This is a genomic window from Nonomuraea sp. NPDC049637, from assembly GCF_040675235.1.
In the GTDB taxonomy this organism is placed as follows: Bacteria; Actinomycetota; Actinomycetes; order Streptosporangiales; family Streptosporangiaceae; genus Nonomuraea.
Genome location: NZ_JBFAOM010000007.1, coordinates 121,213 through 133,452, shown reverse-complemented (window position 1 = coordinate 133,452; position 12,240 = coordinate 121,213). Strand labels below are relative to the sequence as shown.

Annotated in this window: 7 protein-coding genes; 4 read left to right on the top strand and 3 right to left on the bottom strand. The window is 75.6% G+C overall.

The features are described from left to right. Genes AB0J71_RS12600 through AB0J71_RS12590 form a run of 3 tightly spaced genes read right to left on the bottom strand, consistent with a single transcriptional unit; the run spans position 1 to position 5,641 of the window. Positions 1 to 3,057 carry a chromosome partitioning protein ParA gene (locus AB0J71_RS12600; protein WP_364414117.1) on the bottom strand — a complete coding sequence of 1,019 codons (3,057 nt, stop codon included), beginning with the start codon at positions 3,055 to 3,057 and terminating at the stop codon, positions 1 to 3. A 44-nt stretch (positions 3,058 to 3,101) separates the two neighbouring features. After that, a complete protein-coding gene (locus AB0J71_RS12595; protein WP_364390004.1) occupies positions 3,102 to 4,445 on the bottom strand; it encodes a hypothetical protein in 1,344 nt (447 codons plus the stop codon). Then, positions 4,442 to 5,641: a hypothetical protein gene (locus AB0J71_RS12590; RefSeq protein WP_352328491.1), complete on the bottom strand. Its 1,200-nt coding sequence runs from the start codon at positions 5,639 to 5,641 to the stop codon at positions 4,442 to 4,444. The genes AB0J71_RS12595 and AB0J71_RS12590 overlap by 4 nt, the downstream gene beginning before the upstream one ends. Before the next feature lie 151 nt (positions 5,642 to 5,792). On the opposite strand from AB0J71_RS12590, the gene AB0J71_RS12585 reads away from it, so the two are divergent. The 4 genes from AB0J71_RS12585 to AB0J71_RS12570 all read left to right on the top strand — a co-directional run bounded on the left by AB0J71_RS12585 (position 5,793) and on the right by AB0J71_RS12570 (position 12,233). Beyond that, positions 5,793 to 7,922: a hypothetical protein gene (locus AB0J71_RS12585; RefSeq protein ID WP_352328493.1), complete on the top strand. Its 2,130-nt coding sequence runs from the start codon at positions 5,793 to 5,795 to the stop codon at positions 7,920 to 7,922. A 13-nt stretch (positions 7,923 to 7,935) separates the two neighbouring features. After that, on the top strand, positions 7,936 to 8,934 hold the full coding sequence (locus tag AB0J71_RS12580; protein WP_352328495.1) for a MoxR family ATPase: 999 nt from the start codon (positions 7,936 to 7,938) through the stop codon (positions 8,932 to 8,934). After that, positions 8,935 to 10,035 carry a DUF58 domain-containing protein gene (locus AB0J71_RS12575; protein ID WP_364414115.1) on the top strand — a complete coding sequence of 367 codons (1,101 nt, stop codon included), beginning with the start codon at positions 8,935 to 8,937 and terminating at the stop codon, positions 10,033 to 10,035. It begins immediately after the preceding gene. Positions 10,036 to 10,199: 164 nt separating this feature from the next. After that, positions 10,200 to 12,233 carry a DUF3488 and transglutaminase-like domain-containing protein gene (locus AB0J71_RS12570; RefSeq protein ID WP_364390007.1) on the top strand — a complete coding sequence of 678 codons (2,034 nt, stop codon included), beginning with the start codon at positions 10,200 to 10,202 and terminating at the stop codon, positions 12,231 to 12,233. The last annotated feature ends 7 nt before the right edge of the window (positions 12,234 to 12,240 follow it).

Sequence of the window (12,240 nt, the reverse complement as noted above, 5' to 3'; positions counted from 1 at the left end):
CTACACCGGCTGCTCGACCGGCTGACCGACCGGCTGACTGCGGTCGACGTACGCGGCCAGCGCGCGCACCCGCTCGGCGTGCTGGTCGTGGCCGACGATCACCGGCGGCTCGTTGTACGGCATCGCGTCCGACGAGCGCCGCAGCTTGACGTACTGGCCGCAGGCGTCGATCGCGTACGGCTCCATGTCGTCCTGGAGCGCCCCGATCACCGTGATGCCGTACGTCTCGCCGATCCGCCGGAACAGCGCGACCGCCTCCCTGCGGTGCTCCTTGCCCAGGTTGCGGCCGAGCTCGTCGAGCACCAGGCACAGATGGCCGCCGCCGGAGGAGGCGATGGCCGCCGCGCACACCAGCTTGACGGCCTTCTCGTCCATGAGCGCGGTGTTGGCCCGCCGGTTGTACGGCACGAACCCCTGCCCCTCGCCCCGCCGCCACTTCGGCGTCACCCGCCACTGCCAGCGCTGCTCGGGGTCGGCGGGCGCGGGCGGCACCGGGAACTCCAGCGTCGCGCCGTAGCCGCCGTAGGAGGTGTCGAGCTTCTCGAACTCCTCGGCCACCCGCGTCAGCCTGGCCTTGATCGCCGCCGTCAGCGCCGCCCGGTGGACGGCCGTGGACTGCGCCGCCTCCTCCGCGCCCCGGGCCGCCGCCGCCAGGTCGCGCTGCCGGGAGACGACCTGCGCCTCGATCTGCCGCCGCTGGTGCTTCTCGTACTCCTCCTGGCCGCGCAGGTAGGAGGCCAGCGCCCCGCACACCGCCGCGAACGTCGCCTGCTCGCGCGCCGTGCTGCCGCCCCGCTCCGACAGCAGGAACGCCAGCTCCTCCGGGATCTCGGCGTCCTCCTCGGGGAAGGTGTCGCGCAACGCCTGGTCGAAGTGGCGTTCGGCGACGCGCCACCACTCCTCGGCCGCGCGCGGGCGCTCCTCCTCCGGCAGCGCCGCGATCCACTCGCGGGCGGTCTCCACCGTGCCGCCCCAGTCGGCGGCCAGCGCGTCGAGCCGCAGCGCCTCGCGCTCGGCGGTGACCTTGGCCTCCTGCTCGCGGGCCTGCGCCCGCTCGCTCTCGTGCCGCTGCCGCCGCCCGTCGAGCCGCTCGATCTCCATGTCGCGGGTACGGGCCCGGAAGTCGAGCGCGCCCGCCTGCCGCTCGGCCTCGGCGACCTTCGGCGCCAGCTCCTCGATCGCCGCGTTGAGCCCGACGAGCCGGTCGCGGCGCTCGGCCAGCCTGGCCTCCAGCTCGGTCAGCCGCACCCCGGCCCGCGCGCCCTCCAGCCGCCGCTGCGCCTCGGCGACGGCCTCCTCGGCCGCGCGCACCACCTCCGCGGCGCTCTCCTGGGCGTCTTCGGCGCGGTTGAGCCGCTGACCGGCGGCCTTGATGCGGGCCTCGCGCCCGGTCGCCACCCCGTCGAAGGCCCCCACCACGCTCACCCCGGCCGCGCTGACCAGCACGGACCCGGGCAGCCCGGCCAGGGCCCGCGCCGCCTCGCCGAGCCGCGCGGCGTCGACGATGACGGCGTGCTCGTGCGGCCAGCCGCGCAGGCCGGCGCCGGGCAGGGCGGCGTCGCGGGCCTGCTCGGCCACGTCGAGGGCGTCGAGCAGGCCGGTCGCCCCGACACCGGCCGCCGACAGCGCGTCGAGCTGGGCCGCGGCCGGGCCGCCCTCCGCGTCGTCGAGCGCCGCCCGCGCCGAGGACACCTCCTGGTCGGCCACGCCGAGCGCCTTGAGCGCCTCGTTGAGCCGGAGCCCGGCCTGCCGCAGCTCGGCCTCGGCGGCGGGCACGTCACGACCGTCGGCGAACCTGCGCGTCTCCTCCAGCGCCGGGATCGCGGCGCGCAGCTCGTCGGCGGAGTTCTCGGCCACCGCGCGGTCGGCGTCGAGCTTGGTGGTACGGGCCTGCAGGGCGGCCAGCTCCTTGCGCGCCTGGGACACCTGGCGGTCGAGCGTGTCCTCGCGCAGCGTGGCGATCTCGGCCTTGACCAGCGCGATCTCCTCGGCCGCCGACTCACCCGCGGCGCGGTGGCGGCCGAGGTCGGCGGCCAGCAGCTCGTCTTTCGCGGCCGCGTCGGCGAGCTTGCGCGCCTGCCTGCCGCGCCAGCAGCGCAACGCCTCGGCCAGGCGCACCCGGGCCTGGTCGCGGCGGTCGAACGTGCCGAGCAGCGCCTTGGACTCCACCTCGAACTCGGCCAGCCGGTCGGCCGCCTGCGCCGCCCGCACCCGCTTGGCGTGCTCGTCGCGCCGGGCCTCGCGCTCCTGCTCCAGCTCGGCGTCGAGGCCGGTGAGCGCCGCGATGGCCTCGAAGACGCGCTCGGGGGAGATCTCGTTGAGCGGCTGGGAGAGCAGGTTGGTGGCGACCTTGCTGCGCACGGACGTGGACAGGAACGACACGCACCTGACCCGGTCGCCGTAGAGCACCTTGGTCAGGTCGCGGGCCACGACGTCGCGCTTGCCCGCCGACCTCGGCAGCGACGCCCAGATCTCGTCGGCCCGCGCCACCCGCTCGGCCTCGGACGGCGAGGCGGCCAGATGGACGCCCTCCCGCCAGCGGATCTCCAGGTGCGGAGCCTCCTGGTTGACCTTGAGCCACACGGTGATCGCGCCGCCCGAGGTGTCGGGCACCTCGAACAACTCCCCGCTGTCCTGCTCGCCCTCCTCGCCCTCCCTTCCGTCATCGGTCAGGGTGAGGTCGGGTGAGGCGACCGGCTCGGGCGGGGCCGGCGGCGGGGCGAAGGAGTCGAGGCCGGGCGGGCCGAAGACGCCCACGATGTAGCCGTGGTCGGCGCTCGCCCACTGGCGGGCGCCCGCGCCGCTGGCCAGCTCGGCGTTGAAGAGCAGCTCGGAGACCGCCTTGGCGCCCGAGGCGAAGCGCCACTGCTCGTCGCCGAGCAGCGCCGTGATCGAGGCGATGAACGACGACTTGCCCGCGCCGTTGGAGTCCTTGGGGCCCGCGCCCGCGACCACGATGAGCGTGCCGGGGACCGTGGGCACCGGATGGGTCGAGAGCCGTGAGATGTTGACCGCCTGCACGGCGATCAGCACCCGGTCTCCGACGACGTTCTCCATCTGCGACACCCGAACCCCCGTAACCCTTCCATCTGTCATGACGTTCACTGCGCCGACCTGCGGGCGCGTACGGCCGCCGCGAGCGGCGTGTGCGGGCCGGCGGCGAGGATCAGCTCCTCCTGCAGCCGCCGCCGGGCCGCCGGCGTGAGCCGGTGGAACTGCGGGCCCGGGACGTAGCCGCCCGCCTCCTCGCCGGCCTTCACCTGGGCCAGCAGGCCGGCGTGCCGCAGCGTGCGCAGCGCCGACTCCAGCTCGCCGATCGGGACCTGGGTGTGGCGGCGCAGCTCCTCGACCGGGGTGGGGTGCGGCGACAGCCAGGAGTCCTCCGGCAGCAGGCCCTCGGCCCTGGGGATCGCGACCGAGTGCACCAGCACCAGCGTCAGCACCGCCCGCTCGCTCACGCCGAGCCCCGCGGCCGCCGCCGGGCGAGCCGCCGCGCCCACGCCCGCCGTCTCCCCGTCGGGAGCGGCGGCCGAAGCCTCGGCCGCCGGCTCGGGGGCGGGGGACGGGGGCTGGGCCAGGGCGGCCGTGTGGGTGTCGTCGTAGCCCGACGTCCAGCGTTCGCGCAGCTGGACGAGGACGCGGCCGCGGCGGGCCAGCATCTCGCCCAGCGTGTGGCGCAGCGCCGGATCGCGCAGTGCGGCGAAGCGGCCCTCGGCGACCGGCTCGGCGGAGTGCTCGACCACCATGAACGCGGCCACCAGCTCGGCCCGCCGCCGCTCGTCGTAGGCGCCCAGCAGGTCGTCGAACTCCGCCACGCCGAGCTCGGCCCGCCCGCCCGCGCCGGGCACGGGCAGGACCGCCGCGGCCACGATGTCGGCGTCGCCCACCACCGTGAGCTCCGGCCGCTCGGGCTCGGGCAGGCGGCGGACCAGCTCCTGCAACTGGGCGTGCGACTCGGCCGGCCACAGCGCGCAGCGCGGCCCCAGCCGCACCACCCCGTCGTCGAGGACGATCCACGCCGAGTCGTGCAGCCGCCGCAGCGCCCCCCGAGCCCAGTTGCGCATCAGGTCGTCGGTACGCCCGATCAGCGCCCGGTAGGTGTCGAGCACCAGCTCGACCGGCGCCGGGTCGCCGGGCCACGGATCGACCGACAGATCGTTCCAGCAGCACTTGAGCGTGGCCGCCAGCACCCGCCGCGTCTCGCCGGCCCGCTCCACCGGGACGGCGGCGACCTGGTACTCCTCCAGCAGCGACGGCGTCACCCCGTCGGGCCAGACCGGCAGCGCGTGCCCGGTGGAGTCGGGCCGGGTCAGGCGGGTCATCCCGGCGGGCGCGGGCACGCCCGCCCCCAGCGGCAGCGGCCCGCCGGAGCGCGCCCGCGCGTGGGCGAGCGCCTGACCGGCGGACCGGCCGCGCTCGGAGGCCGGAGAACCGGTGGACGTCATGAGGTGCGCTCCAGATAGCCGTGGGACAGCCAGGCGGGCTCGCCGTCGGGATCGACGGTCAGGCCGTCGGACCAGGTGAGCCGGTAGGGGAGCTCGGGGCGCAGGTCGGCGGTGGTCAGGTCGGCGAGCAGCCGGCGGGCCGCGGGCCAGTCGGAGCCGATCACGTCGGCCAGCGCGACGCGCGAGGCGGCGCCGAGCAGCGACTCGGCCACCTGCGTGAGCCGCTCGACGGCGGCCCCCGGCGAGGAGTCGAGCGAGCCCTCCGGCCCGGGGTCGGGCAGCGCCGAACGCGGGGGAGTGGGCTGGACGGGAGCCGGCCGCGGCGCCTCGTCGACCGCCCGCGCGACGGCGGCCGGATCGTGCCACGGCGCAGGCGCGTCGAAGACGAACCCGTCGAGCACCGAGGCCAGCCGCTCCTTGGAGGCGGTCTGGGCGAACGTGCGCCACGTCTCGGTGGGCAGCAGCGTCAGGTTGCGGGTCGTGCCCGCCGAGTCGGCCAGCCGGCCGGCGGCGCGGCGGGAGGCGTCGCTGTAGGAGTAGATGGACGCGCGCAGGTCGGTGCAGACCCGGTCGAGCTCGGGCCAGCGGGTCAGGATCGTGCCGTGCAGGCCCTGGGCGCGCCGGGCGATCTCCTCGGTGCCCCACAGCTTGGGGGCCTGCTCGCGCAGCTCCTCGATGGTGCCCGTGGTCAGCGTGATCAGCTCCAGGGCCCAGAGCCGGAACGCGCGGGCCAGGTTGACCGCGCTCTGCCGGGCCTCCTCCATCGTGGTGCGGGGATCGGCGACGTTGAGGTCCTCCAGGGCGAGCAGGCGGTGCATCTCGGACTGGCCGCCGTCGTCCATCATGCGGCGGATGAACATCAGGCCGACGACGCTGGTGAACGAGGCGCGGTAGCGGAGCTGGTTGGGCTTGGGGAACACCTCGCGGATCGCGCCGAGCCCCTTGAGCACCCGCAGCCGGTTGTCGAACTGGTCGCCGGGGTAGGCCCGGCAGGCGAAGCGCATCTGCTCGTGCGTCAGCCACTCCTCGCCCGCCTCGGCGAACGCCGCGAACAGCGTCTCGGCGATGTCGACCAGGGCGGGGTCGTCGACCACCGCGCCGCTGTCGCGGGCCAGCGCGGCGAACATGCGGCGGTAGGTCGACAACACCGCCTCCTCGGAGAGGGCGGCGTCGAGGGTCAGGGGCTGTTCGGACACGCGCACTAAGGTACGGCTTCACACCGACAGACACGGAACCCGGCGCGGGCTACCAGCCGGTACGGACGCGGATGGGACTCCTGGCCGCTAGGGTGATCCCGGTTAAAGCGGGGCAAACTCTTTGTGATCGCACATACGGGGTGAGTGACGGTTGTCCATCCGTGTGCTCGGCGGGGACCGGGCGACGGCCCTGATGGCCGGTGGGGCGGCCGTGATCCTGGTGGCCGCGGCGGCGTGGTTCGGCGTGGGCGTCTCCAGCGCCAATCCGGAGCTGGCCGACGTCGGCGCGTGGTTGTGGACCAGGGCCAAGGGCAAGATCGTGCACGTGAACGGCCTGTCGGGCGAGGTGGACGGCTACCTCGACGACAAAGCCGGCAAGCAGCTGCGCGTCGTCCAGGACGGCACGAACGTGCTGCTCGTCGACGACCGCACCGGCTTCGTCAGCCGGGTCGAGCCCAGCCAGCTCACCGTCACCCAGACCCGCGACCTCGGCGCGGCCGGGACGCAGCTCGCCGTCTCCGGCGGCACGGCCTACGCCGTCGATCCGGCGGCGGGCCGCGTCCAGCGCATCGACCCGGTCACGCTGAACGCCGTGGGCGCGCCGGTCACCCTGCCCGGCCCGCTCGGCGCGGCCAGGATCGACGGCGGCGGCAGGCTGTGGGTGCCGGTGACCGCCAGGGGCGAGGTCGTGCCGGTGTCCGGCGGTGTCGCCGCGACCCCCGTCAAGGTGGGCGAACCGGGCGAGGAACTGGCCGTGACCATCGCCGGCGGCCTGCCCGTCGTGGTCAACACGCGGGCCGCCACCGCCGTCACCGTGGGCGCGGACGGCGGCGTCGGCGAGATCGCCCTGCCCAAGGAGGTCGCGCGGGCGGCCAAGGGCGGCGTGCTCACCCCGGCCACGACCGAGGGCCCGCTCGTCCCGGTGCTGACGCCGGGCGGCTCGGGGCTGCTCGTCGTGCTGGACACCTCCTCCAACGCCGTGCTCAGCACCAGGTTCGCGATCGACGACCCCGCCGGGCTCGGAGTGCCCCAGGTGCTCGGGTCGAAGGTGTACGTACCGGACAAGAGCCGGGGCGCGCTGATCGTCTGGGACAGCGCCGCCGGCGGCCGGCCCACCACGCTGCAGGTCGCCGACGGGCCGGGCCCGGTGGACGTGTTCGTCAAGGACGGCCTGCTCTGGGCCAACGACGAGAACGGCGACAAGGCCCTGGTCATCGACCCCGAGGGCCGCAAGCACGACGTGGACAAGGACGACTCCGACGTGCCGGGGCCGACCAGCACCCCCAAGCCCAAGCAGACCCCGCGCCCCGACCCCACGATCACCGACCCGCCGCCGGACGATCCGCCGCAGACCAGCGAACCCGACCCGACCGGGACGAAGGAGGCCGAGCGCCCCCGCCGCCCGGCCAGGACGGCCACGCCCACCCCCACGACCAGCCCGACCCCGACCCCGACGCCCACCGCCGCCCCCGGCGCGCCCGGCGCGGTGACCGCGCGGTCGGGCCCCGGCCGGGTGACCGTCACCTTCAGCCCGTCCACCGGCGGCAAGGTCGAGCGCTACACGCTCAAGGCGTCCGGCGAGGGGCGGCCGGAACCGCAGTCGGTGGACGCCGACGGGCCCTTCCAGTTCGAGTTCACCGGCGGCGACTGCGCCCGGGAGTACACCTTCGTCGTCGTCGCCCACTGGCCGGGCGGCGAGGTGGAGTCGCAGCGCAGCGCGGGGGCCAGGCCCTGCGTGGCGCCCGGCGCGCCGTCGAACTTCGCCGCCAAGCCCAGGAACCGGGGCGCCGAGCTGACCTGGAGCGCCCCCGAGAACGGCGACCCGGGCGTGACCTACCAGCTCAGCGGCGCGGCCGCGAACGACGCGATCAAGGGGACGTCGTTCACCGTGGACGGCCTGAAGAACAACGCGAAGTACGCCTTCAAGCTCAAGGCCACGAACGCGGCGGGGGAGAGCCCGGACGTGGCCACCGCCGAGGCGGACCTGACCTACCCGAGGCAGCAGTACAAGAACGCCAACAACAACGTGGTGGACACGCTGGTGCGCCCCGCCGCGACGAAGACCGGCGAGGCGGGCCGCATCCCCAAGGGGCAGTACCTCTCGCTCACCGTCATCTGCCAGGTCAAGGGCCAGAGCGTCACGGAGGACGAGAGCAAGGAGACCAGCGACGTCTGGAACAGGATCGAGTGGAACGGCGGCGTGGCCTACCTGAGCGAGACGCTCATGACCACGCCCCGCGGCTCGTTCCCGGCGCCGCCGCTCTTCGAGTGCACCGACTGAGGAGGGGGACCGCTTGACCCAGTACAACTACCCGGACCAGATGGTCCAGGCCCAGCCGCCCGCCGCCCTGGCCGGCCAGTTCGCGCAGCGGTTCCAGCTCCTGGCCGGCAACATCGAACGCGTCGTCCGCGGCAAGCACGAGGCCGTCGAACTGGCCCTGATCTGCCTGTTCGCCGAGGGCCACCTGCTCATCGAGGACGTCCCGGGCACCGGCAAGACCACCCTCGCCCGCTCGGTCGCGGCCAGCGTGGACGCCGAGTGGCGGCGCATCCAGTTCACCCCCGACCTGCTGCCGAGCGACATCACCGGCGTGTCGATCTTCAACCAGGCGCACCAGAGGTTCGAGTTCCACCAGGGCCCGGTGTTCGCCAACATCGTGCTCGCCGACGAGATCAACCGGGCCTCGCCCAAGACCCAATCGGCCCTGCTGGAGGTCATGGAGGAGCGCCGGGTCACGGTGGACGCCGAGCCGCACCCGGTGCCGCGGCCGTTCCTGGTGGTGGCCACGCAGAACCCGGTGGACATGGACGGCACGTACCCGCTGCCCGAGGCCCAGCTCGACCGGTTCCTGATGAAGATCTCCGTCGGCTACCCCGACCACGTCTCGGAGGTCGAGGTGCTCAAGGGCGGGCCGACCGGGCCGCAGGTCGAGCGGCTGCCGGTGGTGGCGCGGGCGACGGACGTGGCCGGGATGATCGACTTCGCCTCCCGGATCCACGTGGCCGACCCGGTCTACGACTACATCGTCGGGCTGTGCGCGGCCACCCGTACCAGCCCGCACCTGCGGCTGGGCGCGAGCCCCCGGGGGAGCCTCGCGCTGCTGCGCGCCGCCCGCGTCAGGGCGGCCGCCGCCGGGCGGCACTACGTGGTGCCCGAGGACGTCAAGGCGCTGGCCGTCCCGGTGCTGGCGCACCGGCTGATCGTCACGCCGGAGGCCGAGCTGCGCGAGATCGGCGCGGCGTCCGCGCTCGGCGAGATCATCGCCGGGACGCCGGTGCCGCAGGCGGCGTAGATGCGGCTCACGGCCCTGTTCACCCCGCTCGGGTGGGCCACGCTCGCGGGCTCGGCGGCGCTCTACGCGGCGGGGTTCGCGCTCGGCTACCCCGAGCCGGTCGTGCTGGCCACCGGCGGCGTGCTCGCCCTGGCCGCCGCCCTCGCCTGGACGGCCCCCGCGCCCGACCTGGAGGTGCGGCGCGAGGTGACGCCGCTCAAGGTGCCGAGGGGCGAGGCGGCGGTCGCGGTGCTGAACGTGGTCAACCGGGGCCGGCGCAGCCTGTCGGGGCTGCGCGTCCAGGACCGCGTCGGGGCGTCGGAGCACCTGATCGGCCTGCCCCGGCTGCCCGGCAACGCCGCGCGCACCGTCTCCTACCCGCTGCCCACCGGCGTGCGCGGCGAGATCCCGGTCGGGCCGCTGCTGCTGGTCCGGGCCGACCCGTTCGGCCTCACGCGCCGGGTGCGGCGGTACGGCGACGCCGTCACCCTCCTGGTCCGCCCGCGCACCGTCGCGCTGTCCGTGCCGCCGTCCGGCCGGGCCCACCACCTGGAGGGCCCCACCAGCGACAACGCCCCCAGCGGCACCGTCACCTTCCACACCCTGCGCGAGTACGTCGTGGGCGACGACCTGCGGCACGTCCACTGGCGCTCCAGCGCCAGGACCGGCACGCTGATGGTGCGCCAGCTCATCGACGCGAGCCTGCCCACCACGACCGTCGTCCTGGACACGCGGGAGCTGACGGAACTGGCGGTCGACGCGGCGGCGTCCGTGGCGGTGGCGGCCGCCCGCGCGGGGTTCCCGGTGCGGGTGCTGACCGGCGAGCGGGCGGCGGCCGACGCCAGGGCCGAGGCCGACCCCGACGCGATCCTCGACCGGCTCGCCCTGGCGCGGCCGGGCCCGGCGGGCGTGGGGGAGATCATGCGGGTGGCGCGCGGCGGCGGGTCGCTGGTGCTGGTCACCGGCGACGCGGCCGAGGCGGGACGGGCGGCGGGGGTCCGGCGGCGCTTCGACCGGGTGATCTGCGTGCACACCGGGCCGGGGCCGGTGAGCGTGCCCGGCGTCACGGTCGTCCCCCTCACCGACCTGGCCGCCCTCCCCTTCGCCTGGACCCCGCGATGACCCCCCCAGAACCCCCCGCGCCCGCGCCTGTCGCTCCCGCGCCCGCGCCTGTCGTTCCCGCGTCCGCGCCTGTCGTTCCCGCGCCCGCCCTTGCCCCTTCCGCGTCCGCCCCTGTCGTTCCTCCGCCTGCGTTCGGGGTGGGGTGGCGGGGAGGGGTCGGGCTGGTGGTGGTGGCCGCCGTGGCCGGGGTCGCCGGGTGGGGGTTCCACCGGGTCTTCCCCGGCGCGGAGCTCCTGCTCGCGATCGTGCCCGCCGCCGTCGCCCCCGTCCTGGTGGCGGCGCTCACCGCGCGGCGGCCCCTGTGGCTGGCGCTCGCGCTCGACCTCGTCGCCTGGCTCGCCGGGACGATCCCGCTCTACCACGGCCTGGCCCCCGGCGTGCTCGCCGACGTGGCCGACGCCTGGCACGCGCTGCTCACCACGCTGCTCCCGGCCCAGCCCGAGCCGCGCCTGCTCGTCCTCGTGCACACGCTCGTCTGGGCCGCGGCCGTGATCGGCGCCGAGACCCTCACCCGCACCCGCACCAGGATCGCCGCCGCCGTCCCGGCCCTGGCCGTGTTCGCCGCCGCGCTGCTGCTCGGCGTGGACGGCGAGGGCTCGAACCTGCCGGTCGCCGCCGCCCTGTTCGTGCTCGTCGCCGCCCTCGCCCTGGTCCGCGACGACCGCTCGCCGCTCTGGCTGCTCGGCGGCCTGCCCGCCGCCGCCGTCCTGGCCGCCCTGGCGCTGGCGGTGGGGCCGCTGCTGCCCGTGGCGGCGCACCCGTACGACCCGAGGCAGGACGCCGAACCGCCGCCGCCCCGGCGGGTGGACAGCGTGAGCCCGCTCGACCGCGTGTCGGGCTGGCTGCAGATCCCCGACAGGGAGCTGTTCACCGTCAAGGCGGACAAGCCGCTCAACTGGCGGCTGGCCGTGCTCGACCGCTACGACGGCGTGCGCTGGACGTCCGGGGCCCGCTTCCGTCCCACGGGCGGCCGGGTCCCCGAGGGGGAGTGGACGGGAGCCGCCCGGGTCGTCCGGCAGCGGGTGACCTTCACCGGGCTGCCGGGGACGTGGCTGCCCGCCGCCGAACGGCCGGTCGAGGTCGACGGCGTGCCCGGGCTGGCCGCCGACCCGCAGAGCGGCGCCCTGCTGGCCGACCCCGCCGCGGGCGCCGGCAGGCGTCCTGGCAGGGGCTTCGCCTACGCGGTGACGTCCAGGGTGCCGGAGCCGTCCAAGGAGGACCTGCTGGCGGCCACCCCCGCGCACGACGACGCCGCGCTGACCGCGTTCCCGCCCGGGCCGCAGGAGAAGCTGTTCCGCGAGCTCGCGCAGCAGGCGACCAAGGGCGCGGACGCGCCGATCAAGCAGGCGTACCGGCTGCAGAGCTACCTGCGCACCAGCGCCTCCTACGACGTAACCGCGCCGCCCGGCCACTCGCTCAAGGGCCTGGAGTTCTTCCTGCGGACCACGCACCGGGGCACGTCGGAGCAGTTCGCGGCGACGTTCGCGCTCATGGCCAGGACGCTCGGGCTGCCCTCGCGGGTGGTGGTGGGCTTCCGGCCGGGACAGGCGTCCGGAGGCGTCTACCACGTCAGGTCGGGGCACGTCATGGCGTGGGCGGAGATCAAGTTCGAGCGGCTGGGCTGGCGGCCGTTCTACCCCACGCCCGGCCGCAGCGGCGCCAAGGACGACCACGACGTCGTCTCCTCGGCGATCGAGGAGAGCGAGCGGCTGGAGGGCGAGTTCGCGCGCGGGGGCGGCGACCGGTCCGGCACGGCCCGCCCGAAGGCCGGGGAACAGGGCGCGCCGCCCGGCGGCGGGCCGTCGCCCTGGCTGCCGGCCGCCGCCGCGGGCGGGGGCCTGCTGGTCGCGTACGCGGTGACGGCCGCCGTGCTGCCCTGGTGGCGCAGGCGGTCCAGAAGACGCCGCGGGACGCCCGGCGACCGCGTACTCGCCGCCTGGCGGCAGACCTGCCACGACCTGCGGCTGGGCGGCAGGCGGACGCTGACCGCCGAGGACGTCCTGACCGGCCAGCCACCCGACATCACAACCCATCTCAGGCCGTTGGCCGAAATTTCGAACTTCGTCCGGTACGCCCCCGACGACGTCACCGACGCCGACGCCGCCCGCGCATGGGACGGCAGCGACGCAGTCCGCCGCGCCGCACGCTCGCGCACCCCCCTCCCCACCCGCCTGCGCGACCGCCTCCTCCTGCGATGATCCAGGC

Excerpts from the sequence above, each read along its gene's own strand:
- AB0J71_RS12600 (WP_364414117.1), bottom strand. The coding sequence starts at position 3,057 with ATGGAGAACGTCGTCGGAGACCGGGTGCTGATCGCCGTGCAGGCGGTC.
- AB0J71_RS12595 (WP_364390004.1), bottom strand. The coding sequence starts at position 4,445 with ATGACGTCCACCGGTTCTCCGGCCTCCGAGCGCGGCCGGTCCGCCGGT.
- AB0J71_RS12575 (WP_364414115.1), top strand. The coding sequence starts at position 8,935 with ATGCGGCTCACGGCCCTGTTCACCCCGCTCGGGTGGGCCACGCTCGCG.